This window comes from Acinetobacter parvus DSM 16617 = CIP 108168, from assembly GCF_000368025.1.
Taxonomy (GTDB): domain Bacteria; phylum Pseudomonadota; class Gammaproteobacteria; order Pseudomonadales; family Moraxellaceae; genus Acinetobacter; species Acinetobacter parvus.
In genome coordinates, this window is the sequence record NZ_KB849211.1 from 417,566 (window position 1) to 444,159 (window position 26,594).

Below are 26,594 nucleotides of genomic sequence, written 5' to 3' on the forward strand. Positions count from 1 at the left end.
GCCTTGAAATGCCTTATAAATATCAGCCTAGATATTTCGCGCTATATTCATGTACGGTATCCACAAAAATCTTGGGTTGGGCTGGATCGACCCATTGGGTAATACCATGCCCTAAATTAGCAATATAACCTGTTTTTTCACCATTGCTGTAGGCATCATCCAGCATGGCTTTGACCGATTTTTCAATGGATGCCGTCGAACCATAAAGCGTAGCTGGGTCAAGATTCCCCTGCAAGGCGGCTCGTTCTGCAACCACGTCTCTTGCAGTATAAAGTGGCGTTGTCCAGTCCAGTCCAAATGCATCTGCACCTGTTGTCAGCATGGCTTCCAGCCATTGTCCACCACCTTTGGTAAAGACAATAATCGGAATACGGTGGCCATCTTTTTCACGCTGAAGTCCAGCAATGATCTTGGTCATATAGTTCAATGAAAATTCAATATATTCCCGATGTGCCAGCGCGCCCCCCCAACTATCAAAAATCTGAATGGCCTGTGCGCCTGCATCAATCTGTGCATTGAGGTAATCAATCACTGAATCGGCTAAATGATCAAGTAAGGCATGTAACACTTCTGGCTGTGCATACATCATATTCTTGATAAAGCGGAATTCCTTGCTGGAACCGCCTTCCACCATATAAGTGGCTAAAGTCCATGGGCTTCCAGAAAAACCGATTAAAGGGACGTGTCCGCCTAAAGCAGATCGAATGGCTGAAACGGCATTCATAACATAGGCCAGGTCAGACTTGGCATTGATTTTCGGCAGGTTGGCGACATCCTGTTCCGTACGTACTGTTTTATGAAACTTTGGCCCTTCCCCCGCCTCAAAATACAATCCCAATCCCAGCGCATCAGGCACGGTTAAAATATCAGAAAATAGAATTGCGGCATCCAGTTCATAACGGCGTAAAGGCTGCAAAGTAACTTCACAGGCAAATTCTGTATTTTTACATAGAGATAGGAAATCCCCTGCCTGTGCGCGAGTTTCTCGATATTCTGGTAAATAACGCCCTGCCTGACGCATCATCCATACAGGTGTGGTGTCTACAGGTTCACGTAATAAAGCTCGTAAAAAACGATCATTTTTCAACGTTGTCATGACCAATCTCTAAATTCTTTCATGTGGAACGCATCATAACAAAGTTAGCCTGGAATTTATAATTTCAATTCCATACAAACATTACACCTTTAAACAAAAATTTCGCTTTGACACAAAACTGCTACTGCAAGCGTAATTATTTTCTGTAATACTTGTAATATGTTAGGGTCTGTCAACATTTCAGCCATGCCTTGCGTTATAGGCTAAAACGACATAAACAAGGCATGAAACGCAGGCAATGGTGACTCCCTTGTCAAGTTTCATAACGCAGTTTAGGGAATTTTTAGCCATAACCCTGCGGGACAGGGACATTTTTTGCCGCTACTGCGTTATGCCTTATTCATTTAGAATAGCTAAATTTCATAAGTCATGCCTTGTACCGTCTAAAAAATGTCTTCTGTCGCAAGTATGTGTGAAACGTTGACAGACCCTCAATCTCAATATGAATAATTCTTAAGGTTAAATTGCATGTTTGTTCGCTCATTACTCGCTGTGAGTTTAAGTTCTATTCTGATTAATGTTGCTTTAGCTGCACCAACAACTGAGCAACCTTTAAATCCCAAAAAAATTTCGACCTCAGTTGAAGATCCAATTGATCCTTTAGCAATTAATGTTGCGTCATCTTCAAGTGCGGTTGCGCAGGCAGCCTCAGAACCACAGGCGGCTTCTGAACCACAACCCAATAATGCCGCCTCAACCGTTTCCCAGAATCTGGAAAAAGCCCCAGATTCAGCAGCAACATCCAAGTCAGTGTCTACAAGCTGGAACCTAGACTCGCTTAATAATGCCGAGTGGTCTGAGAATATGCCAAAAGGCCAATCTCCTGCTTATGCACGTGCCCATGTCATGCTGAACAATGCACATGCGTCACCAGGTGCGATTGATGGTGCCAATGGTAAAAACACGCTGAAAGCGATTGCGTCATTCCAGCAAATGAATGGCATCACCCCAACAGGTGAACTCACCAAGGAAACATGGGATGCACTGGTTTCCAAGCAAACCAAACCAGCCTATGTTGAATACACCACAACCGATGCTGATTTTAAAGGTCCGTATGCAGACTCAATCCCATCAGATTATGCGCTGCAAGCTAAAATGAAAGGCCTTTACTACACACGCGTGACAGAAATGCTCGGTGAAAAGTTTCACATGGATGAAAAATTCCTGAGACAGTTAAACCCAAACGCAACATTCAAAAAACCAGGTGAAAAAATCGTTGTTGCCAATGTGCGTAACGACTTGCCTGAAGACATCCATTTAATCGTGGCACATAAAGGCGCAAAACAGCTTTATCTGTTTAATAGCCGTAACCAAATGATTGCTTCATTTCCTGCGACAATTGGCAGTGCTGACACGCCTTCTCCAACAGGTACCTATAAAGTGGTCGGTGTTGCGAAAAACCCATACTATAGCTACTCACCATCCAACTTTGTTCAGGGGAAAAACCTTAAGCCACTGACCTTGCCACCTGGTCCCAACGCACCTGTGGGCAATATCTGGATTGGTTTAAGTAAAAAATCATTTGGTATTCATGGTACGCCAAACCCATCATTAATTTCCAAGACCGCCTCACATGGTTGTATCCGTTTAACCAACTGGGATGCCAATGACTTGGGGAATAAAGTCCGTTCAGGTGTAACCGTAAAATTCCTTGAATAATTTCAGGGTTATTCCAAGTAAATTAAAACCGAATATTGTTTACTAATATTCGGTTTTTTTAATTGCCAAGTTTTATTCAACAATAGGCAATGGTTGATAGTAAATTTGATTTCGCCCTAATTTCTTTGCTCGATATAATGCTTTATCCGCAGTTTGAATCAGAACATCCTGACTGATTTTAGGATTACCATTAAAAACGGTAATGCCCAAACTAATGGTGACATAATTAGAGACCAGTGATTTCTCATGTACAATCATTAATCGGTCAATGGCGCGGTAAATATTGGTTGCAACCGCATACGCACCTTGAGCAGAAGTTTCAGGCAACAGCACCACAAATTCCTCTCCCCCATAACGTGCAATAAAATCCATATGGCGAATCGAACTTTTTATGGTTTTTGCGACTTCAGAAATCACCTGATCCCCCATCTGATGACCATAAAAATCGTTGTAGTTTTTAAAATAATCAATATCGATAAACAGCACAGATAACGACGTGCTTTCCTTACATGCCAGGTTATAGTAATGGGTAAACATTTCCTCAAAAGTACGACGATTCGACACATTGGTCAGTTCATCATGCTGACTTAGATGGAGCAGTTCGGAGGCCTGTAAGCGTAGAATTTTCTCATCAATCTCAGATATTTTTGATTTTATAAAAATCCGTTGCTCTTTAGAATTCAGCATTACACTGATGGAAAAACCCAGGAGCAGGCTTCCAATAAAGTTCCGACCTATCATCAAAAGGTCATAGGGAATATTTAAAAAATAAAGAAAAAACAGGGTAACAATTGCCGCAAAAGAACCGATCCACAACATATGCAAGGGTTTGATACCACTCAGGATAAAGCCCAGCATGTATAAGAAAGCAACCAGCACCATTGCCTGGTTCTGCAACACCACATTGGAGACCCCGATCATCAGCGATGAAGTCAGTACAATGGTAAAAAAAACAATCGTACAAGCGGCTGGATAAAAGAAAGCTCTTAGGTTTCTAAAACGGGAAAAAGCCCAGAATAAAAACAGTGCGGCCCCCACAACAATTAAACTTAAAATGCTGTAAATAAAATCGAGAACAAAATGTGGACTTTCACGAAGAACAAAATAATTGGAGGGCAAGATCAACAGTACAAAAATGGTATAGGTAATCACACCCTGACCAAAAAACTGAATGGCATTGACACGTGTTCGGTCAATATTGAATGCCCAAAACTCATCTTCCAACTTTTTAGGGAGCAAGGTCTGCCGGTTATTTGATTTAAAATGCTGAGCAACAAGCTGCTCTAGATCCTCTTTTGACCTCCGTAATTGATCAAGATCATACTGGTTATCCATCCTCAATACTCTTTTTATAATGCACTATTCTTATGCCGCATAAAAATAACACAAAATCGCATTTTGTCATGTGCTTTGGTTAACCACTTATCCATAATTGTAGTTACCATTTTCACACTATATGCATTATTATTTGTATTATTTTTAAGTTTGAAGTACGCCTTGAATACTCTTACACTTTTACAACCAGACGATTGGCACGCACATTTGCGTGATGGTTTAGCCCTAAAACGCACTGTACCTGATTTGGCAAAACAATTTGCACGCGCGATTTGTATGCCGAACCTTGTTCCACCAGTCAAAACTGTAGAAGAAGCTTTGGCATACCGCGATCGTATTCTTGCCCATGTGCCAGAGGGACTCCATTTCGATCCACGTATGGTGCTGTATTTTACTGATCATACCCCTCCAGACGAAGTTCGTAAAATTAAAGACTCTGAATTTGTGAATGCCATCAAGCTTTATCCTGCTGGTGCCACCACAAATTCGGATAATGGGGTTAGCGATATCCGCAAGGTATATGCGGTAATTGAACAGCTTGAAGAACATCAGGTGCCTTTATTGTTACATGGTGAAGTAACACACAACCATGTTGATATTTTTGACCGTGAAAAACGTTTCCTTGATGAAATACTCTCACCACTACTCAAACAGTTTCCAAAATTAAAGGTGGTATTGGAACACATCACCACCAGCGATGCAGCCAATTTTGTGCTTGAGCAGGATCGCAATGTTGCCGCGACCATCACTCCACAACATTTATTGTTTAACCGTAATGATATGTTGGTTGGTGGGGTCAAGCCACATTTTTACTGCCTGCCGATTTTAAAGCGTCAAACTCATCAAACCACATTACTGGAAGTTGCAACCAGCGGTAATCCAAAATTCTTCCTAGGGACAGACAGTGCACCTCATGCACAACATGCCAAGGAAAATGCCTGTGGTTGTGCAGGTTGCTATAGTGCACCGAATGCGATTGAATTGTATGCTCAGGCATTTGACCAAGTGGGTAAATTAGAGCGGCTAGAGGGTTTTGCTAGCATATTCGGTGCTGACTTCTATGGTTTGCCACGCAATACCTCTACCATCACGCTGGTCAAGGAAGAAAATACCGTAGCTGAATCATTTGACTATCTTGATGGTCAGAAAATTATTCCACTTCATGCAGGAAAAACACTGCAATGGAGAAAAGTGTGACACAAGCAGAAAGTAAAGCTCCTGTAATTGCCCAGCGTTTTCGTGGATTCCTACCTGTTGTTGTTGATGTGGAGACAGCAGGTTTTAATGCACAAACCGATGCACTTCTGGAAATCGCATGTATTCCAATTATCTATGATGAACAAGGGCAATTTATTCCTGGACCATCATTTCATGCCCATATCAATCCTTTTGAGGGAGCGAACCTTGACCGCCGTTCTTTAGATTTTATTGGGATTGATCCATTTAATCCAATGCGTGTGGCGATGGCGGAAGACGAACGTGGCGCATTGAAACGTATTTTCAAATCATTGAACGAGGTTCGTAAGGCACAGCATTGTACCCATGCGGTTTTGGTCGGACACAATGCCCATTTTGATTTAGGTTTCTTGCAGGCGGCAATTGCCCGTACTGGAACAAAGAACCAGAATCCTTTTCATAGCTTCTCTGTGTTTGATACCGTAACACTCAGTGCGGTCATGTTTGGCCAAACTGTGTTGGCGCGGGCGTGTATTCAGGCGGGAATTGAGTTTGATGGCAAGGAGGCACATTCCGCCCTATACGATACCCAGAAGACGGCTGAACTGTTTTGCTATATTTTGAACAAACTGTCTCCCCATCTTCTTGACACTTTGGTGACAGAACCCTAATATACCCCCACCTCAAGAAGTCCCTATCGTCTAGAGGCCTAGGACATCGCCCTTTCACGGCGGTAACCGGGGTTCGAATCCCCGTAGGGACGCCATATTCGAGATGGTTAATTTAATTAACTTCTCATAAAAAAGCCCAAGCATGATGACTTGGGCTTTTTTATTGCATGTTCCTTCATTCCTGTTTTTTAATGTTTGATCAAATTGTCTCGATTGCAATTGTATTTGTTTATAAATAATTCATTCAAAAATCTTATTCTTTTACATTTCTCTTCAACTCGTTATCCATTCAATTTCATTTACAACAATCGCACTATAAATCCGAACAAAAAATCAACACCGGTGGTATAAGCATGCCATTAAGGTAGAAAGCATAATATATCTGCAAGGATCAGATTATGTTCGTCAGTACAAAGTTAAGTTCGCCTGAATCATCTATTAAAAATCATAATCATCAATTCAATAACTTTAAAGATTGGGTCAACTTCTTTCAAGATCAACAGATTTCGACGACAGTAAAGACCGAACAGGCTGAGAACTATTTAAGAGATTTAATCCATCAAGTTGATGTGGCTGGATTGGAATGGCTGGATCAACCCAGACATGTAGAGCAACATTTTCTGGAACAGCACCACCAAACCTGCGCAATTTTCCAATCGTATGTAGAACGGCGTAAACAGCAGCAAGGACGTGAATACTTCCCGACTGTGTCACATGCATTTGAGTTCTTGGCCAAAGTCGCACCTGTAAAACTGGTAGACGGCTCATGGTTGTATTCAACTGTGCAAAACTGGAATCGTCCGGAAAACAAAGACCTGATTTATATCTATCTGGAAGAACTGGGCTTGGGTCATACCCGCGCCAATCATGTCACCATGTATCAGGACTTGCTGAATCATTATGAGTTGAACAGCTATGCTGAACAGTTAGATGCCAGTTATTATGAACAGGCAGCCGTTCAACTGGCACTAGCTTATGCACCGCCAGAATATTTACCGTTAGTCATTGGTTTTAATCTGGGTTATGAGCAGCTGCCCTTACACCTGTTAGTTACCAATTATGAGCTGTCTGAACTGGGTATTGATCCACATTACTTCAATGTACACATTACCATTGATAATGCTCACAATGGTCATGCACAAAAATCGCTGCAAGCGTATTTAGATCAATATGCACTCGCTGAAGATCCTGCTCAGTATCTTGATCTGATTAAAAAAGGTTATGTGCTGAATGACATTGGTAAAAGTTCTACCCAGATCATCAAGCAACTGGATACTGAAAAACTGGCTTTGAAAGTGTTCCAGAACAAAGCGCTGATTGGACAATATATCCATAACCAGAAATGCCAGTTTAGAGGCAAGACCATTAATGAATGGTTATCCGATCCGGCACAGATTGCGGACTTCCTGATAGTCATGATTGAAAAAGGCTGGATTGTAAGAGATGCACCTGTTGAACAAAGTCGTTTCTGGAAAATGATTGATGATCCAGATGGCAAAATGTTTGGTGTATTTAATGCCAGTGAAAAACAGATTATTAAAGACTGGATTCAAGGTGAGACTTTTGCTGCTCGTCTGTCATCACGCAGCAGATCTCAAGTACATAACCAGATGGAACTGGTGTTGAACCGTATCGACCAGCAACAGATCCATCAACTGAAAAGCCGTCTGAATCGCTGTGCTGCTGCCGAACAAAAAATTGATTTATTGATTCCTTATGTGGCACCGCATATGCATCATCAGGAAGTGGGCTTGTGGGCAACACGTCAGCTTTCCCAGCTACTCTTCCCTTTTCAGACTCAAGCCATGACTTATTCTTAAAAAGATAGTTCATTAAAAACAGGGCCTTTTATATGCCCTGTTTTTTGCTTCAATGCATTATGCAAATCAAGCCGATTTACGTGAATTGATCTGACCTTTAATCACAGCTTTCACATTGCCTTTTACATAATTTAAAAATACCTTTAAAGGTGACAGCTTTGGATTTGGTCGATTACCTTTAGCAATTTCTTTAAATTGCGCGGCATACCAAATAATTTCCATAATCGCCATTTTATCGATCATTGGAATACCGGTTTTAATTTTCTCCACTGCATAACGTACATCCTGTCCTGCAACCAGACGGTTACCCAGATCAGGCTCGACCGCAAATGGACGTGCAATACCGATGAAATCACATGCGCCACTATCCAGAGCTGCGTTCATACCTGCTGCGGTACGGAAGCCCCCCGTCACCATTAAATGACAATTAACTTCCTGACGGATCTTTTCGGCAAAGTCGAGGAAATAGGCTTCACGGGCAACCGTTGACGCTTTACGTTTCTCTGCTTTTACCCCCGCCATGGCTGGTGCCTCATAGGTTCCACCAGAAACTTCAATAATATCAATCCCGACTGCATCCATCGCCTTAAAGACATAAATCACGTCTTCTTCACTAATGCCACCGCGCTGAAAGTCTGCCGAGTTTAATTTCACTGAAATGATAAAATTCTCAGAAGTCGCAGCACGTACCGCCTTATAAATTTCTAATAAGAAGCGGCTGCGATTCTCAATTGAACCACCCCATTGATCAGTACGTTTATTGGTCAGTGGCGATAAAAACTGGCTGATCAGATAACCATGCGCACCGTGTAGTTGCACGCCCTCAAAACCTGCTTTTTCACAAATGGCTGCTGCTGTGGCAAAACGCTGGATAATATCCAGAATTTCTTCATGTTTTAGTTCACGAGGCGTACCAAACATGGTGGCCAGCATTGGGCTAAATGGCACAGCCGAGGGTGCAACCGTTTCCTTATTCAAACCTTTTGGACATTGACGACCTGGATGTGACAATTGAATCAATTGTACCATCCCGTATTTTTTACCCACTGCCGCCCACTGCTGTAATTTTGCCAAATCACGTTCAGTTTCAATTACAACCACACCAGGTTCATTCTTGGCAGCGATACTCACCATCACATTGCCTGTAATGGCACAACCTAAACCACCCTTTGCCCAAGCCTCATATAAACCGATATGCAAATCATTCGGTTGTCCATCATGGTTGGCAAGTGCTTCACTCATGGCACCTTTGATAATACGGTTTTTAAATGTGGTATTACGAATCTGGATACTGTCTGCAATCTGACTCATGGTCATCCTCTGCTACAATTAGAGTATTTACTCCAATTTAATCTGATTATTGTTGATGTCAAGCTATCTTCCGATAAATTGACAATATCATATGTCAGTTTAATTACAAGATGCTCCGTACTGGCTGGCTGTGATCAACTGTTGTGTATATTCTGTTTGAGGCTGGTTAAACAGAAGTGCTGTTGCTTGATATTCCACAACTTTGGCTTGGCGCATGACCATGATCTTTTGGCAGAGCGCTTGAATGACTTGTAAGTCATGACTGATAAAGATGTAACTGATCTGGTCTTGCTGCTGTAATCGGCGTAACAATTGAATCATGGCACGCTGTGTACTGCGATCCAGTGCTGAGGTGGGTTCATCCAATATAATAAGTTTGGGTTGTAACACCAAAGCCCTTGCCAATGCCACTCTTTGCCGTTGCCCACCAGACAGTTGATGTGGATATGAATGCTTAGACTCTATTGATAATTCAACTTTACTCAGTACTTCTTCAATTTTATTTGTAATCAATATTTTGGAAATTGATCTAAGCTTTAAGCCCTCCCCAATGATCTGTTCAACTGTCATACGTGGATTTAAGCTGCTCAAAGGGTCTTGAAATACGATCTGAAAATCACTTCGTAAAGGTCTAAGTTGTTTTTGATTCAATTGGTTTAAATTTTTGCCCTGAAAAATAATGTCTCCCTCACTGGCAATCAGACGTGCAATTGCCAAAGCTAAAGAAGATTTTCCCGAACCACTCTCCCCGACGATGCCTAATGCCTCACCCTGCATTAATTCCAGATTAATCGCTTCGGCTGCTACTTTATCGTACTTAATCTGGTTGAATAAGCCGTGTTTAATTGGATATTTTACCGTGACATATTCAAGCCTTAATAACGTTTCTGCTGATTCCAATACCAAAGCCTGTCCAAAATCGTGATTGAGTAAATTTCGGGTACATTCCGTTTTTGGCTGGTCAAAAATTTCAGCAATTGTACCTTGCTCTTCGACTTTGCCTTTATTCAAAACCAGCACATGATCAGCATAACGTTTGACCAGATTGAGGTCATGGCTAATCAAAATCATCGCCATGTTGCGTTGCTGTTGCAGCTTTTTAAGTAATTCCAAAATCTGTGCCTGCAACATCACATCTAAAGCGGTGGTGGGTTCATCGGCAATTAAAATATCAGGTTCTAAAGCCAGCGCCATTGCAATCATGATACGCTGTCGTTGCCCACCCGAAAGCTGATGTGGATAGGATTTTAGAATCTGCTGTGCATCCTCAATGCCCACATCATGTAGTAAATTGATCACTTTTTGCTGAGCTTCTGCTTTGGACAGACCTTGCAAAATCAGATTTTCACCAACGATCTTTTCCACCTTATGTAATGGATTGAGTGCGGTCATGGGTTCCTGAAAAATCATGGCAATACCTTTGCCACGAAGCTGCTGTAATTGTTGCTGGCTAAGCTTTAATAGATCATCATTTTTAAATTGCACCACACCTTGCACAATTAAAGTTTCAGGCAATAAACCCAATAATCCCAAAGCACTGATGGATTTACCTGAACCACTTTCGCCCACCATTGCCAACGTCTGAGCTGGATAGAGCTCGAAATTTAAATCATCCAGCAAGGCCTGCCCTGTTTCATTGACAATGCAAAGCTGCTGCACTTTTAACAACGGCTTAACGTCTTGGGTCAAATGCATCACGTGCCGCCTCCCCAATATAAATCAACAAGGACAACACAATCGCCAAAGTAAAAAAGCCAGATAACACCAGCCACGGTGCCTCCAGATTATTTTTGCCTTGTAACAAGAGTTCACCTAACGACGCGGCATCAGGCGGTAGACCATAACCCAAGAAGTCTAGCGCAGTTAAGGCAGTGATATTGGCGGTCAACATAAAAGGAATCTGCGACAGACTGGAACTCATGGCATTGGGTAAAATATGCTTGAAAATAATCTGACTATCACTCACGCCCAACGCTTGCGCAGCCCTCACATAATCAAAATTTCGGGCACGTAAAAATTCAGCACGCACCAATCCCACCAGTTCTGTCCAGCCAAACAGTAGCATAATCAGAAAAAGCCAATACACGCTAGGGCTAAACATACTCACCAGAATCATCACGATAAACAGCATGGGCAAACCACCCCACACTTCCAAAATGCGTTGTCCAATCAGATCAATCCAGCCTCCATAATAGCCTTGTATTGCGCCAACCATAATGCCAATCACAGCCGAACATACAGTCAAAGCCAATCCAAACAATAAGGAAAGGCGTAAACCATATAAGATTCGGGCAAATACATCTCGCCCCTGATCATCAGTTCCGAGCCAGTTTTGTAAGCTTGGTTTTGAGGGTACCGGCACGGCAAGGGATAAATTGGGTGATTGATAGGAAAATGCCACAGGTGGAGAAAGCATCCAGCCCTGTTGCTGAATTAACTGTTTGACCGCAGGGTCTTGATAATCGGTTGCGGTTTCAAATTGTCCACCAAACGTGGTTTCTGGATAATCTTTTAATATAGGAAAATAAAGTGACTGCTGATAACGAACCAATAAAGGACGATCATTGGCAATAAATTCCGCACATAAAGACAGGATAAAAATAATCAGAAATACGATTAAACAGCGAAAACCCAATTTATTTTGTCGAAAACGATGGAAACGCTGCTGCATTAAAGGCGACATTATTTACCACCTCTTGCTTCAAAATCAATCCGAGGATCAATCACTTGATAAAGCAAATCGCCAATTAAACGCAGGATCATGCCAAACAAGCTGAATAAAAATAAGGTGCCGAAAATCACTGGATAATCACGTTGAGTAATCGCCTCAAACCCTAATAAACCAATGCCATCAAGATTAAAAATAATCTCGATAAATAAATTACCGACAAAGAAAATCCCGACCAATGCTTCAGGTAAAGCTGCCACAATCACCAAGCTTGCATTACGAAAGACATGACCATAGAGCACCTGACGATCACTTAAACCTTTAGACCGTGCGGTCAGCACATAAGGTTTTTGCAATTCTTCCACAAATGAATATTTAGTCAGATAGGTCAAGGCTGCAAAACTGCCTAACACCATACTCAAAATCGGCAAGCACATATGCCAGAGATAATCTTTAATTTTTTCCAATAGACTGAGTTGGGCAAAATTTTCTGAAACCAGACCTTGTAATGGAAACCATTGCAAATAACTGCCACCTGCAAAAAATACAATCAACACAATGGCAAACACAAACGATGGAATGGCATAACTGACAGCCAATAACAAGGAAGTCGATTGATCAAACACCAGACCATTTTTTTTGGCTTTCTTCATCCCCAATGGAATCGCAATCAGGTAAATCAGGAAAGTGCTCCACAAGCCTAGAGACAAAGTGACAGGCAGTTTTTCATAAAGCAGTTGCGTAACAGGTTTATCCTTAAAAAAGCTTGTACCAAAATCGAATGTTAAATATCCCTTGATCATCAACCAGAAACGTTCATACGCAGGACGATCAAAACCATATTGTGCTTTAATTTTATCAACCATTTCAGGACTGAGACCACGCGCGCCCTGATATTGCGCCAAGTTACTTAGGCTAGATGAAGCGCTTGTTCCTGTACCTAAACCCTGTGCATTTTGTATTTGTTGAATGGCTTGTTCGACAGGTCCACCTGGCGCAATCTGCACAATCATAAAGTTAATCAACACAATGAAAAATAATGTGGGAATCATCAATAACATTCTTTTCAGAATATAGTGAGACATTTAAATATCCTTGATTATTTTCATTGATGTTTTTGGATAGCTTGGTCTAGCTTGCTGGCTTTATCTGCATCCACCCACCAATACTCCCAACCCACTGAAAGTTTTGGTTTAATTTTAGGCTGCTGATAGATATCCCAATAGGCAAACCAGCGTTCAGGCTTGCCATAAGTCAGGATTTGATAATAGCCTGCCCGCAACAAACGATCCAGCACACGGGTATACAGCACTACTTCATCACGGTGTTTGGCAGCCACAATCTTGTCAATCATCTGGTCAATCGCAGGATTCTTAATTCCTGAATAATTATAGTTATTCGACTCATCTGCGGCAGCACTGCTCCAAAACTGCGCCTGTTCCTTACCTGGGGTTAAAGTTTGTGGCATTTTCATCACCATCATATCAAAGTCCTGACGGCGAATCCGTTCCATATACTGCGGCACATCCACTTGCCTCAGCTTGACCTGAATCCCTAAACGATTCAAATTACGTACAAAGGGCATCAACTCACGTTGTGGATTTTCCAGTTGCATGAGCAGTTCAATTTGAATCAGTTTGCCCTGCCGATCATATAACTTGCCATTGCGAATCATATAGCCCGCATCTTTTAGAATTTTTTGGGCAATCAATAAATTCTGACGGTTAAAACCGCTGCCATCCGATACAGGATAATGCCAATCGGCCAACACACCTTGTCGCATGACAGGATCAAGCCGTTTCAGAAAAGGCTGAATGATGTTTAATTCTGCTGTACTAGGCTTGCCTGTTGCAGCCAAATCCGTATTATCAAAATAGCTTTGTAAACGTCGGTTTTGATTAAAAAATAATGCTTTATTTTGCCATTCAAAATCGTAGGCATAGGTTAAAGCTTTACGCAGATGAATATCATTTAAAGGTGAACGGCGAATATTAAATACCAGACTTTGAATATCTAAGGGCGTACCTAGACGGGCTTTATACTTTTTGATCCAGCCCGATTGCATCGCTGGAAAATGGTAAGCGGTTATCCAGTTACGGATATTTTTTTCTTCGTATAAATAAAATTGTCGGGATTTAAAACCCTCAAAACTGACCTCTAAATTACGGTAATAGACATATTTCAGCCGATCAAAATTATAACGCCCTTTATTGACAGGCAAGTCTCTGGCCCAATAATTTGGACTACGTTTATAGCTTATACTCCGCCCTGCATCAATACGCTCCAGCATATAAGGTCCAGATCCTACAATTGGCTGCAAAGTAATACGGGTAAAATCCTTATTGCTCCAGTCCTGCTTGGAATAGATGGGTAGGCTTGCCACAATCAGCGGCATTTCCACATTATTCCTGGATTTAAAAATAAATTTAACCTGATACCTGGAAATGACTTCTGTTTTTGCCAAATCGGACAAATACATTTGAAAACCCAGATTGGCTTTGGTCTGGTAGGTATCAAAAGTAAATTTAACATCGTCTGCGGTGACAGGCTGACCATTATTGAAACGGGCTTTAGGATTGAGGTGGAAAATTACAAATCGCAGGTCATCAGGATCATAACTGACTTTTTCGGCCAATAGGGGATACATCACCCGTGGCTCATCCAAAGAACGGTCCATCAGACTATCAAATAGATAATTCACGCCCTCTGTGGCACTGCCTTTACCATTCATGCTATTTAAATTGTCAAACGTTCCCAGACTGGATTGGCTAAGCACTCCACCTTTCGGTGCATTCGGATTGGCATAAGGCATGGCGTGTAATTGTGCGTATTTTGGGGTCACATGCATTGCCAAATAAGGCGTGGTATGTACGGCTGCAAATGAGAACTGAGCAAAAAGGCTTAGTCCATACAATAGACTAAGCCTCTTGCTAGCAAGCAACGCAATCATGCGCAATTACAGGTTCGGGACTTTAATCACATCACCAATACGCAATTGAGTTTTTGGGGTAAGATCATTCATCTCAGCCAGTGCATTAATTTCCATGCCATACTTACTCGCCAGACCAATCAAGGTATCACCACGTTTTACCTTATACTCTGTTACCGTTTTTGGAATGGAGATACTCTGACCACGTTGCAGGCTGGTAGTGGCTTTTAGATCATTCAACTCTGCCAGTTCACGTCCAGACATGCCTAAACGGCTGGCAATGCTGTTCAGTGACTCACCTGCTTTCACTGTATATTTTTCGGTGTTCTTGCTTGATACCGCCTTGGTGTTGGCACTATTTTTACTATTATCCGCTTTGGCAGATTCAGTTTTCGGTAAATCACCTGTCAGTTTAAGTTTTTGTCCAATACGAACATTACTGTCACGAGACAAGTTGTTTAAGGCAGCAACATCTTCAAGCTGTAAGGCATAGCGGTTCGCAATACTGGTTAAAGTATCTCCAGACTTCACTGTGTAAGTATCTGGCACACTGTCTTCTTTGGCTTTGGCACTGCTATTATTTGCCTTAGTTGGCGCATCACCCGTGAGTTTTAAACGCTGACCAACACGCACACCAGCCGTTCTCTCCAGTCCATTCAAGTCCGCAATATAGTTGACGGTCAGGTCATATTTGCTGGCAATTGCATTGAGGCTGTCGCCAGACTGAACCACATATTGCTCAGGAACAGTTGAACCTGCTGGAATCCTGATGGTCTGCCCTAGACGAACACTACTATTGGACTTCAGCTTATTTAACTCGGCCAATTCATTCAGGGTGATTTTTGATTTTGTCGCAATACTGGATAAGGTATCACCGCGTTGAACCGTGTAGTTCTCAGTCTTGTAGCTGGTTGATGCACTTACATTTTCATACTTAACCGTATTTTTAGGCTCGACATTATCCTCAGTTTGTGACACCTCGTGCAGGGGTACATTAATTTTTTGCCCCACCAACAAGTTACTACCCGATGTCAGTCCTGGCGTTAAATCAGCCAGCTCCTGATTCGACAAGGCATAGCGGTCCGCAATCAGTTTGAGATATTCACCACGTTTCACCGTATAGGACTTGGTCGCCACTTTTTGGGCTGTGGATGTCTTTGTCTCTGGCACACGTACTGTTTGTTGATTGTTACGCGTATTGGTTTTAGGCTCAACCAATGTGAGCTTTTGCCCTACAAACAAGCCGTCCGTTATAGAGAGATTATTATAGTCGGCCAATTGTTTAAGACTTAGATCAAAACGCGCCGCCAAATTGGTCAGGCTATCACCTGACTGCACCACATAACTTTCTGGCTTGCTTTCCACTGCTTTGGAGGTATCAGCTTGTGGTTTTGCATCATAGAGATACAGGCTTGCCCCGACAAACAGTGTTCCTGTTGGATCAATCTGGTTCCATTTGGCAATGTCACGCCAGTTCACCCCATTCTTTTGGGCAATTGAGGCCAGTGTATCACCTGGTTGAACGGTATAGGTACTGCGCTTGCCTTTTGGTGCGACCACCACAACATCGGTATCGGTCTTGATGTAAGGCTTACCCTGATTACGCTTGGCATCTTCACTATTGGCAATTTCTGGGCTTTCAGCCAAGGTTTTTGGATAAGCAAAGCCCTTGCTGACTTCCTGACCTTTCTGATCGGCAACCGATTGGCTGGTCTGAATCGCGGTCAGCTTAATCTTGCCATCAAATGGATCAACAATTTCTGTTCCCTGTGGGGCAATGGCCTTAATTTCAGCAACCACCTGATCTTTTTCAGCCTGTGTTGCCTGCGGCTCTAGCACTTGTGTTACGGTTTTTTTCACACCTTCCTGCTTCACAGCAGCAACAATCTGCTCGCGCTCCTGCATTGAAATTGGTGGTTCAATTCTGACAGGCTTAACATTTGGTGCTGGTGTAATCGCCACAGGAATACGCGGTGCACTCGGCACGTCCGCCGCCGCGGCAAAAGAGGCCAAGGCATTTGAACCCATAGGAGTAGCAATCTTGGTCGGCGTTTTTGTTGTTGTGGTAACGGGTACAGTATTGGTCTTCGTGGTTAATGGTGGCGGTGGTGTGGTGGATGGCTTAACGATTTGCCCCACATTGCCTATAGTTGAGGTGGTTGTGCGTACTGTGGTTGAGCTGGTTAATGGGTTCATTGCAGGTGGCGACGCACTACTTGCCCAGAATCCACCAGAACCTGCCTTGCCAGAACGTAATTTTCCATCAATCGATGGACTTAAGTCCGCAGGAATCAGGATGCGCATTGGACTCATCGGGTCAACCATCTCACCACGGTAGGCTGGGTTCAATGTATACAGTTCAGCACGGCTTAATCCCGTGATCGAGGCAATCTGGTTTAACTCAAGCGGCGCGGACAAGGCAACTTCACGAAAGTGAGGTCGGTTGGCAATTGGTGGTAATGCCACACCATAAGCGCCTGGGTTTTTAATAATTTGTGCAACCGCCAGAAAACGGGGAACATAGTTCATGGTTTCCTGTGGCAGTTTCAGGGACCAGTAGTCAGTTGGCAACCCAGCCGCCTTATTACGGTTAATTGCCTGCTGGATTCGACCTGGCCCTGCATTATAGGCAGCCAGTGCCAGTTCCCAAGAACCAAATTGATTATATAAGCTGCCTAAAAACTCATAAGCGGCACGTGTGGACTCAACCACATCACGGCGGCCATCATATAAACTGGTTTGCTGCAAACCGTAGATACGTCCCGTACTTGGAATAAACTGCCACAAACCCGCGGCTGCCGCACTACTGGTTGCCGCTGGGTCATAAGAGCTTTCAATTACGGGCAAAAGTGCCAATTCAGTCGGCATACCACGGCGTTCAGCCTCTTTTACAGTGTGGTATAAATAACGGCTGGCACGCGCACTTAAACGGTCCAGATAAGGTTGACGGGAAATAAACCAGCTACGCTGCGCCTCGATACGCGAGTCCCAACGGTTTAAGTCCATCTTGAAACCCACAGTCATCCGTTTCCAGACATCACCATGTTTCAAGACTAAAAGACGGTCGCCTTCCACCGCACGCATATCGGTTGCGGAAAGCAGGTCTTCCAGAGAATCCAGACTGTTTGCATCCAAAAGGCCTGAACCCACTTGTTTTGAAGATGAAACCTTGCTTGTCTGAGGGGTTGATGAACAACCTGTGGTCATTCCCAACGCGGCTAGAGCGGAAGTGAGTACAGTAATTTTGAATAATGATGTTGCAGATGTTTGCCACACCAATGTGCTCGATTTATACATAAAAACTTCCAGTCAACTCACGCTAGTTCTTTTTCAATTAGCCATTGTAGTAAAGCATGCCGCTTAGACAAGGCAATAATTTAGCGTGATTTGCATGGAAATGTTACAAGAAATTAAAAAATATGTGTTTTGTAACGTCTAGAGGAAGAATTTCACCTTACAATACAAGAAATAGGATGGAAATGCTAAAATCTTCCATCCATACGGGAAAACTACAGTGTTATTCCAATTGCTCAAGGTCACAGCAGAATATTTGTCTAACCGATTTAGATGGCAATGCTGGAAACTTTTTATTCCATTTATGATTTAGGTTCAGATATGTCACAAACAATCACACTCTATGTTGATGGCGCATGCAAGGGCAACCCAGGTTTAGGGGGTTGGGGTGCATACATCATTACCGAACAGGGTGAACACAAGCTGTGTGGTGGCGAACCAGAAACAACCAACAACCGCATGGAACTGACTGCTGCAATTGAGGGAATTGCATTTTGCCCAACTGATGCACACCTCATCATCTGGACAGACTCCAATTATGTCAAGCAAGGTATCACTGAATGGATTCATGGCTGGAAAAAGAAGAACTGGAAAGATGTCAAAAACCCAGACCTCTGGAAAAAACTTGATGCAACCTGTGCCAACCGTGAGATTGAGTGGAACTGGATAAAAGGTCATGCAGGTCATGCGGGCAATGAAATGGCAGATCAACTGGCCAATTTGGGTGCGGAACAGACTGCCAAACAACTAAAATCCACAACACAGGCTAACGCTGATACAAAAAAGCCTGAACCAGATTGGCTTCTGGACGACCCTTTTGGTTTAGATATGATGGCGGATCAGGACGAAATTGAGGAAGAGCTTGAAATAGAAATAAATGTTCAGGACAATATGGCTGAAACAGAGATATTGCCCGACACCTCAGCAACACCAGCAAGCAGCCTACATCCACAAATTGTTGTGACTGAAGCCAAGTTAAATCTTCAGGGCCCGCGCCAGCTGATTCTGGATACCGAAACCACAGGTTTTTATTATCAGGATGGCGACCGCATTATTGAGGTGGGCGCGATTGAAATGATCAACCGCAAACTGACGGGTAGCTCGATTCATATTTATATCAATCCTGAAAAACCTGTTGGTGACTCAGAGGCCATCCACGGCATCACCGACGATTTTCTACAAGACAAGCCCACGTATGCAGAAATTGCCGATACGCTATTTGCCTACTTAAAAGGTGCCGAGATCATTGCACACAATGCAACCTTCGATATGAACTTCCTCGACATGGAGTTCAAGCGTGCTGGCCTGCCCTTACTTTCCGAAGTGTGTGAAGTGACCGACACATTGGCACTGGCAAAAAATAAGCATCCTGGCCAAAAGAATTCTTTGGATGCTTTGGTGAGGCGTTACGAAATTCCTGCGCGGGACCGTACTTTCCACGGTGCGTTACTGGATGCCGAGATTCTGGCAGATGTCTACCTTGCCATGACGGGTGGACAGGTTTCCTTTGATATAGATGCCCTGTCACAAACGGAACAAGGTCAAAATAAAAACACCCGTCAACGTGTGCAGATTGAGCTTCCTGTCATTTATGCATCAGGTGATGAATTGGCCCAACATGAGACATGGGTCAAACAATTTGAACAGAAACATGGAAAGCCTTGCTTTTTTGCAAAATAAATTTACTGATCAATGTTATTTTTTGTATTTCAAGCTTTGAAAGTTACGCTATATTAGCCTATAGAACATTTAAACCTCCTGTTGCGGGAGGTTCATGGATATAACAACTCAGGAAAGGTGTAGGTCATATGTCTTACCAAACCTCGATTCATTTCGACCCAACGGCATTACTAATAATAAAAAATGAAATCGACAATTCGATTAAATTGGTGGAGACAGCAGTTAATACGCTTGCTGAAGAACAAGCCTTACCTTTTGGTATTGATGACGCACTCAATCAGTTTGAGCAATGCACACAGGTGCTTGCCCTGATTGATATGCCGCATTTGTCACAGATCACCGAGTATTCGGCTGAGTTGATGCGTAAAATCATGGCTCAACCGCAGCAAATCAAGACCAGTGATGTGGTTACCCTCAGTGAAGGCACCACCATGCTGAAGCGCTATATCGAGTTTATCAGCCTGCGTGAAGTCAAGGTTCCCCAGTTCCTGCTGGATACCCTGAACCGTTTGGAAAAAGCGCTGGGCAAACCAATCACCAAAGAAGGCCAGACCATTCAGCCTTTGCTGGACTGCATCACACCAAACTTTAATCTGCCACAGGCGCCAAGTCTGGAAAAATCCCAATATATTCACCAGCTTTACAAGCTATGCCTGAACAAGCTGATCAAGCAGGCAGAAACACCTCTGGACTTGCAGGGCATCAAACTTGTTGGTGTCTACCTTGCGGGCATGGCTTCAAATCTTCCCAGTCAGCAATACTGGCAACTGGTTAATGTGGGTTTAAGCCATATTGATGAACTACTGATTACCGAAGCACGTTTACGCACCCTGATTCAGGTTGAAACCAATATTGGCAAATTCCTGGCACAGCCGTCTGCCTACCAAAGCAACCTGAGCGATCTTGCAGATATTCTCAGCATCTGCATTAGTCAGGAAGATGATGTTTCCCAGCATATCCGTGAACAGCTCAACATTGGCGATGAACTGTTAAGCGATACCCAGTTGCAGGTGCTCAGCCGTCATTTATATGGCCCTGACTATGAAACCATTCATACCATCAGCCAGTTGATGACCAATGAAATGGCGCAGATTCGTAATGAAATTGAATATAATCATCAGAATATGTCAACTGAGAAAACTCAGGAGCTACAACTAAAGCTGAACCAGCTTGCAAATGTGTTCAAGGTGCTTAACCTGAATGAGGCGGCAAAAGAGCTGATCCAGCAGGCTGAAAAACTCAGTCAATCCAATACACTAACGGATGTAGCTTCAGTACAGCAGTTGATGAACAGTATTCTAGCATCGATGAACTCAATCGGCATTCTGGAGCGTAACTACACCTCTAGCCGTTTGCAGCTGCGTGTCAATAACATGCATATCTCACTAGACCGTTTAGATGAAGCACATAAGGCGTTGTTGACTGAGACAAAAACACTGATTGAGACACTGACCCAAACCCTAAGCCTATATGTTCAGGATCCAGCCTCACATAGTCTGCAGGCATTGCCAGAGTATCTTAAGGAGCTATCTGGTGCTGCCCTGTTCCTTGGCAGTTCTGCTCAACAGACAGCATTGTTGACTGCGGCGAACTTTGCCCAGAATCGCTTAAACCAGAATCTGGCTTTAGATGCAGAGCAGGTGAACTGCATTTTAAATGTGGTTGCAGGTCTGGATTTACTGGTGGATAACCTTAAGAATAAACAACCTGTATTGCAATCTATGTTTGATGTGGCATTATCAAGCAGTCAGCAATTACAAAACATCGCCGCATAATGACTCAGCTCTCACTTGCTTATATTTTTCAACACCAGAAACTGTTAGTTGATGAAAACCTGCAACTGCCAAAGGTTGAAAAGTTAGCAAGTGACCTCCCCATCCATCACAATGATCATGTCATTGCACGTGATCTGCTTGAACATGAATCTGTTCCCGATGGCTATCAACTGATTCCCATTCGGGAACTAATCCAGTTATGGTCCACAACAGAATTTCTACAGGCTAGCCGTGCGGTGCAACTGCTTGAGTGGCGGCGTAACCATAAATTCTGTAGCCACTGTGGACATGCCACGGAAATCCATTCCAAAGAATATGCTATGGTTTGCCCTGCCTGTGGCTATCATCAATACCCACGTGTACAGCCTTGTGTCATTACAATCATTACCAAAGGTGATGATGAACTCTTACTTGCGAAATCAGCGCATAATAAAAGTAATATGTACGGTCTAATCGCTGGATTTGTTGAGGTTGGTGAAACACTGGAAGAGGCAGTACAACGGGAAGCCTTTGAGGAAGTCGGTGTCAAGCTTAAAAATATCCGCTATATGTCAAGTCAGCCGTGGCCATTTCCAAGCAACCTGATGATTGCCTTTCATGCTGAATATGATTCAGGTGACATTCAGCTCCAGCTTGAAGAAATTGCTGATGCCAGATTTTTTAAGTTTGACCAACTGCCTGAAATTCCGTTTAAGGGCAGTATTGCCCACAGTATGATCATGCAGGTCATAGAAAGTAAAAAAGCATCTTAAACGATGCTTTTTTATTTAATCTTCTAAAGCTTCATCTAAGAAATGCAAAATCGTTCGCTTGGTTTTGAAGTAATGACTTACAAAACTGGCCAAAGTCGCCACAATGGTAATGTGTCCAGTCTTAGGAATAATCATCACATGGCTATGATTACCCTTTTCTCTTAATGCCTTATCAAGATCGAAACTATTATGATTACCAACCAACTGATCATTCTCAGCCATCAATAGATAATGTTTAATCTTATTCGGATTAATAAAATAATACGGCATCACTTGTTGGTACGATGTTTTTGGATCAAATGCATGTTCAGATAAAGGATCATCTTTATAGTCAAAATGATACGGGCCAGCCAAACCCACAATTGCCTTAATATTATCTGTATATTTAAATTGCTGAGGCTGAGCAGAATACACCATAGACATCACATTAAAGGCACCCGCAGAATGTCCCATCAGAATGATGTTTTTAGTTGAGATATTCAGCTTGTCTTGATTTTGGACCAAATAATGAATGGCCTGAGCAAGGTCATCAATAAAGGCTGGAAAGATATGTTCAGGCGCAAGATGATAGTTGATCACTGCAACATCATAGCCCTCACGTGCGAATGTCTCACCAATAAACAAATAATCACGTTTATTGCCATGCTGCCATGATCCACCATGTACAAAAACAATCAAAGGTTTTTGTTTCTTTGGATTCTTGGTTCGATAAAGATCCAGTCGATTTCTGGCTTTTAACCCATAAGCAAGATGTTCTTCTTTTTCAAAAGTATCCTTTGGCGTCAAATAATTGATTGAATAGCTGGCAAAATCATACAGGCGAAATTCCTGATATAAGTTTTTCGCCCGTATCACGTTTTCTTGTACTTGCTGAATAAGTTGCTTCATAAATTAAGGTGCGGTTGGTGTCGTCGTCACGGGTTCATCTTGATCAGGATCAATTGCAACTGGTGTTTCAACTAAAGGCTGTGTTGTCGCTGCACCGACCATCGGCGTGGCAGCAGATGAGTTCATCGTCCCTGAAGATTGATCAATGTTGTCAATCAGCGTGACAATTTTACTCACATTGCCCACTTTTTGTAAGACATCATCCAAATCTTTCACTTCAGCGGTATTAAGGCGCCCCATCACATACAGCACACCGTTTTCAGTATGTACCAGTACTTTGCTGTCAGAAACCACAGGAGCTTTCATCAGTAGACCACGGGTGTTCGCCGTTACCGTTGCATCCTGCATGATGGTGCTATAGCTTACTTTATCGCCTACAGTGATGTAGTTGTGAACCGCCTTAACATCGCTCATGGCGCGCAGGTTATCTTCCGCCAACTGTTTTAAGTAAGGATCTGGAACCTGGCCAGTCAACAAAACATTACTGTGGAAACTTTCAATATTGATACGTGACTGCTTAAAGCGATGGTCTAATTTGTATAGGTTGATATTTGCAGTACGCTTGATTGAAGAATCAATAAAAACCTGCCCTAAACTACGTTCACCACTGTTTGTACCAACAGGCGCCGATCCTGTTCCACCAGAAATAAAACTCGCACATCCCGATAAACTTGCAACGCAAACCAACGTCATCGTTAAACGTTTCAACACTTGGCAAGACTCCCTATCCACTAACTTGTTCAATCTACTGCACTTGCCTTGAAATGACTCAACCGTATCTCAATCCAAAGTAAACGCATGTTTAATCCATTGCTGATCATACTGCAATTTTGAAAAATCTGGTTGTACTGTTTTTGCAAGTTTCTGTGGAAAATCAAAACAGATCACATCAAAACGACAGTCAAAATTGTAATAATTGGGGTATCTTTGTAAAAAGAACTGCGCCGTCTTAATAATCTTACGTTGCTGTGAATACGAAATCACTTCACAGGCCTCTGCATAACTGCCTGCGGAACGGGCTTTCACCTCCACAAAAACCAGCTCATTGTCACGTTTGACAATCAGGTCAATTTCCCCAAAACGTGAATGGTAGTTTTTATTGACATATTGATACTGCTGGGACTGTAAAAATAGCAATGCCGTTTGTTCTGCCCACTGTCCCAAGAGATGTTTCTGCTGTTCGATTGTGCCCATATCTTATTTTAAAATTTCAATGCTATTTTTTTGCTGTCTATAACAATAAGGCTGCCTAGAGATTTTATGGTCTTTTAGCTCAATTGCACCTGTGCGTCCAACAAAAGAGAACTGCACCTGTCCAGCTTGCTCAAGTAAGTGTTGGCCCATGCTCCATGCATCACCCCCAAAAGCCAGCAAACGTTGAAATGCCATATTTTCAGGCTGTTCCTTGTAGGCTTCAATTAAGTCTGCCCATTGACCATTATATAACGCGGGTACATCACAGAAACTCAATCCCAAAGGTATGAACTGCCCCTGTTCAATACTCAGGGGAGTCGCATAAATATTCTTCTCAGGTAATGCTCCTAGTTGTTCCATCCATTGATGGTCACCCAATAGCAACACACCCTCTTTTCTGGAGAGTTTTTTCGGTAACTGATTGACCATTGCAATATCTGAACCAAACTCAGCCATCAATGCCACTAAAAAAAGTTCAGTGGCTGACTCAGTTCCTGTCTGGCGTAAAACAAATAGTTTTTTCACCCCATCTTTTTTCAGCAGTTGGTTGAGGGCAACCGCATCATCCTGCTTGGCCAGACTATATTGCCAGACATTGGCTGATTGTGTGTTGACATCATTAAGGGCCAGTACAGGAATTTTGGGACTAAGCTGTATAAGGTTTTCAACTTCAGGTCTTGCCAATGGCCCAACAATCAGTCTGGTCTTATTGGTGACTTCTTTCTTGAAAATTGAGTCGATGCTATTTTTTGCGGAATCTACAAAAATAATTTTTTCTTTGCTGCCAGATGCTGTATAAGCACTCAGGAAACCACGTTTGATGCTCTGACCTGCTCGCGCCATCGTGCCAGATTCAGGTAAAATCACCAGTACGTCCGCATAGGCTGGACTCATACATGCTGCCAAACACAGTAGTAGCCAATATTTTTTGTAAGACATGAGGGAGTTACCTTTTATGAGTGCTCAATTATTTGTTGTAGCAACCCCGATTGGGCACTTGGATGACATGACCTTTCGTGCAATTGATATTTTAAAGTCTGTATCGGTGGTTGCAGCAGAAGACACTCGTCAATCTGCTCAATTATTCAAGCACTATAATATCTCAACTCCGTTAACAGCGTGTCATGATCACAACGAAAGTAACAAAATTGATCAACTTATTCAAAGAATGTTAAATGGTGAACGTATTGCGCTTATTAGTGATGCGGGAACACCGTTAATTAGTGACCCTGGATTTAAGTTAGTACGCGCAGCACAAGAACGTGGCATTCGTGTAATCCCCGTCCCAGGTGCCTGTGCTGCAATTGCGGCATTAAGTGCAGTGGGCTTACCGAGTGACCGCTTTAGCTTTGAAGGCTTTCTACCATCCAAAGCATCGCAACGCATTAGCCAGCTTGAAAAATTAAAAGATGAAACCCAAACCCTGATTTTCTATGAAGCGCCACATCGTATTTTAGACAGTATTAAAAATATGGCTGAGGTATTTGGTGAAGATCGTCCTGTTGGTTTTGCCCGTGAAATTACCAAGACATTTGAAACAATTAAAAAAATGACTTTAAAAGATTTAGTTACTTTTATTGAAAATGATCACAACCAAGAGAAAGGTGAAATTGTGGTTGTGGTGGGTGGTGCATCTGCGGAAAAAGATGTGGAGCAGGATAAACTGGATGAGTTGTTAAAACGCTTATTGCAGGATTTATCGGTAAAAGCAGCGTCACAATTGGCCGCTGATTTAACGGGTATAAAAAAGAAAGTTGCTTATCAACGGGCTCTGGAACTCACCCAACAAGATCAATAAAACCTAAGGGGGGATTAAAAAATCTCCCCTTATCATCTCAGCCAATGAAATTGCATAGTTAGCAGCATCACCTGCAAAATCCAGCGCATCGACCCATAAAGATACAGAACGGGCATGTGAGCCACCAATAAAACCGTGATGCTTTTTTATGTCAATTCAGACTTAATCTTGATGCTCACCTGGCGGAACCTCAGTAATGCGTCCACCGCGTGCAAGAAATGCAGCTAATTCGTCTTCCAAAGCCTGACGCTGCTTCTGTTTCGCAGTCACAGTTAGCGTTTCAGCTTCAGCTAGATCAGCATCATCAATCGTTGCTTCTTCGGTATCTGCACCGCTTTCTGCGGCTTTCGCTTCTTCATCGTCTACCGCAGAATCTTCAGTATTTTCGTCGTAATCATTCATTTCCGTCATATTACTCTCCCCACAATGACTCAACTCTCATCATCGCTATTTGGCCATCAGAACTTGATGAAATTTAACAAGCTCTTCTTATTTATCAAAGCAAAATATTCATCAAATTGTGCTTTTTATAACCAAATTCACTCTGA

Annotated in this window: 21 protein-coding genes, 1 tRNA gene and 1 pseudogene; 9 read left to right on the forward strand and 14 right to left on the reverse strand. The window is 42.7% G+C overall.

All coding sequences use genetic code 11. From position 1 onward, the window contains the following. Positions 1-22 precede the first annotated feature (22 nt). Complete coding sequence (gene hemE / locus F988_RS04115; RefSeq protein ID WP_004681247.1) at positions 23-1,096, reverse strand: uroporphyrinogen decarboxylase; 1,074 nt, start codon at positions 1,094-1,096, stop codon at positions 23-25. Positions 1,097-1,564: 468 nt separating this feature from the next. Between hemE and F988_RS04120 the strand changes: the two genes are divergently transcribed. Further along, positions 1,565-2,755 carry a L,D-transpeptidase family protein gene (locus tag F988_RS04120; protein ID WP_004681248.1) on the forward strand — a complete coding sequence of 397 codons (1,191 nt, stop codon included), beginning with the start codon at positions 1,565-1,567 and terminating at the stop codon, positions 2,753-2,755. A 72-nt stretch (positions 2,756-2,827) separates the two neighbouring features. On the opposite strand, the gene F988_RS04125 is transcribed toward F988_RS04120, so the two are convergent. Continuing rightward, a complete protein-coding gene (locus tag F988_RS04125; protein WP_004681250.1) occupies positions 2,828-4,090 on the reverse strand; it encodes a diguanylate cyclase in 1,263 nt (420 codons plus the stop codon). Between the two features lie 162 nt (positions 4,091-4,252). On the opposite strand from F988_RS04125, the gene pyrC reads away from it, so the two are divergent. From pyrC to F988_RS04145, 4 genes are all read left to right on the forward strand, one after another. After that, positions 4,253-5,287 (forward strand): dihydroorotase, encoded by a 1,035-nt coding sequence (gene pyrC / locus F988_RS04130; protein WP_010589244.1) that lies wholly within the window; start codon positions 4,253-4,255, stop codon positions 5,285-5,287. Further along, complete coding sequence (gene rnt / locus F988_RS04135) at positions 5,272-5,937, forward strand: ribonuclease T (RefSeq protein ID WP_004681252.1); 666 nt, start codon at positions 5,272-5,274, stop codon at positions 5,935-5,937. Before pyrC ends, rnt begins: the two co-directional genes overlap by 16 nt. A gap of 19 nt (positions 5,938-5,956) precedes the next feature. Further along, positions 5,957-6,032 (forward strand) — tRNA-Glu (locus F988_RS04140). A 303-nt stretch (positions 6,033-6,335) separates the two neighbouring features. Next, positions 6,336-7,757 (forward strand): iron-containing redox enzyme family protein, encoded by a 1,422-nt coding sequence (locus F988_RS04145; protein ID WP_004681254.1) that lies wholly within the window; start codon positions 6,336-6,338, stop codon positions 7,755-7,757. A gap of 66 nt (positions 7,758-7,823) precedes the next feature. Here the strand turns inward: F988_RS04145 and F988_RS04150 are convergent, their stop codons facing one another. The 6 genes from F988_RS04150 to F988_RS04175 form a co-directional block, all read right to left on the reverse strand. Further along, positions 7,824-9,068 (reverse strand): NADH:flavin oxidoreductase/NADH oxidase family protein, encoded by a 1,245-nt coding sequence (locus F988_RS04150; RefSeq protein WP_004681255.1) that lies wholly within the window; start codon positions 9,066-9,068, stop codon positions 7,824-7,826. 99 nt (positions 9,069-9,167) lie between these two features. Next, positions 9,168-10,763: a dipeptide ABC transporter ATP-binding protein gene (locus tag F988_RS04155; RefSeq protein ID WP_004681257.1), complete on the reverse strand. Its 1,596-nt coding sequence runs from the start codon at positions 10,761-10,763 to the stop codon at positions 9,168-9,170. Then, a complete protein-coding gene (locus tag F988_RS04160) occupies positions 10,741-11,751 on the reverse strand; it encodes an ABC transporter permease (protein WP_004681259.1) in 1,011 nt (336 codons plus the stop codon). The genes F988_RS04155 and F988_RS04160 overlap by 23 nt, the downstream gene beginning before the upstream one ends. Then, on the reverse strand, positions 11,751-12,821 hold the full coding sequence (gene yejB / locus F988_RS04165; RefSeq protein ID WP_004681260.1) for a microcin C ABC transporter permease YejB: 1,071 nt from the start codon (positions 12,819-12,821) through the stop codon (positions 11,751-11,753). Before yejB ends, F988_RS04160 begins: the two co-directional genes overlap by 1 nt. A gap of 20 nt (positions 12,822-12,841) precedes the next feature. Continuing rightward, positions 12,842-14,686 carry an extracellular solute-binding protein gene (locus F988_RS04170; protein WP_004681261.1) on the reverse strand — a complete coding sequence of 615 codons (1,845 nt, stop codon included), beginning with the start codon at positions 14,684-14,686 and terminating at the stop codon, positions 12,842-12,844. Between the two features lie 6 nt (positions 14,687-14,692). After that, positions 14,693-17,962 (reverse strand): LysM peptidoglycan-binding domain-containing protein, encoded by a 3,270-nt coding sequence (locus F988_RS04175; RefSeq protein ID WP_004681264.1) that lies wholly within the window; start codon positions 17,960-17,962, stop codon positions 14,693-14,695. Between the two features lie 318 nt (positions 17,963-18,280). Between F988_RS04175 and dnaQ the strand changes: the two genes are divergently transcribed. The 3 genes from dnaQ to nudC all read left to right on the forward strand — a co-directional run bounded on the left by dnaQ (position 18,281) and on the right by nudC (position 22,166). Continuing rightward, positions 18,281-19,639, forward strand: coding sequence for a DNA polymerase III subunit epsilon (gene dnaQ / locus F988_RS04180; protein WP_010589246.1), 1,359 nt, complete (start codon positions 18,281-18,283; stop codon positions 19,637-19,639). Between the two features lie 128 nt (positions 19,640-19,767). Continuing rightward, positions 19,768-21,414 (forward strand): hypothetical protein, encoded by a 1,647-nt coding sequence (locus tag F988_RS04185; RefSeq protein WP_004681266.1) that lies wholly within the window; start codon positions 19,768-19,770, stop codon positions 21,412-21,414. Then, positions 21,414-22,166 (forward strand): NAD(+) diphosphatase, encoded by a 753-nt coding sequence (gene nudC, locus F988_RS04190; protein WP_004681267.1) that lies wholly within the window; start codon positions 21,414-21,416, stop codon positions 22,164-22,166. Before F988_RS04185 ends, nudC begins: the two co-directional genes overlap by 1 nt. Before the next feature lie 15 nt (positions 22,167-22,181). Here nudC and F988_RS04195 read toward each other — a convergent pair whose 3' ends face one another. The 4 genes from F988_RS04195 to F988_RS04210 all read right to left on the reverse strand — a co-directional run bounded on the left by F988_RS04195 (position 22,182) and on the right by F988_RS04210 (position 25,187). Next, positions 22,182-23,054 (reverse strand): alpha/beta hydrolase, encoded by an 873-nt coding sequence (locus F988_RS04195; RefSeq protein ID WP_004681268.1) that lies wholly within the window; start codon positions 23,052-23,054, stop codon positions 22,182-22,184. Between the two features lie 3 nt (positions 23,055-23,057). Next, positions 23,058-23,747, reverse strand: a complete 690-nt coding sequence (locus F988_RS04200; RefSeq protein WP_378251357.1) for a BON domain-containing protein — start codon at positions 23,745-23,747, stop codon at positions 23,058-23,060. A gap of 87 nt (positions 23,748-23,834) precedes the next feature. Beyond that, entirely contained in the window at positions 23,835-24,248 is a 414-nt protein-coding gene (locus tag F988_RS04205; protein ID WP_004681272.1) for a YraN family protein, read from the reverse strand. A gap of 3 nt (positions 24,249-24,251) precedes the next feature. Further along, positions 24,252-25,187, reverse strand: a complete 936-nt coding sequence (locus tag F988_RS04210; RefSeq protein ID WP_004681273.1) for a penicillin-binding protein activator — start codon at positions 25,185-25,187, stop codon at positions 24,252-24,254. Between the two features lie 16 nt (positions 25,188-25,203). On the opposite strand from F988_RS04210, the gene rsmI reads away from it, so the two are divergent. Further along, positions 25,204-26,046: a 16S rRNA (cytidine(1402)-2'-O)-methyltransferase gene (rsmI, locus tag F988_RS04215; protein ID WP_004681274.1), complete on the forward strand. Its 843-nt coding sequence runs from the start codon at positions 25,204-25,206 to the stop codon at positions 26,044-26,046. Positions 26,047-26,088: 42 nt separating this feature from the next. Here rsmI and F988_RS15015 read toward each other — a convergent pair. Both F988_RS15015 and F988_RS04220 read right to left on the reverse strand, forming a co-directional pair. Continuing rightward, positions 26,089-26,175, reverse strand: a pseudogene (locus F988_RS15015) (cation transporter); the annotation flags it as partial. 33 nt (positions 26,176-26,208) lie between these two features. Then, complete coding sequence (locus tag F988_RS04220) at positions 26,209-26,457, reverse strand: hypothetical protein (RefSeq protein ID WP_004678094.1); 249 nt, start codon at positions 26,455-26,457, stop codon at positions 26,209-26,211. Positions 26,458-26,594 lie beyond the last annotated feature (137 nt).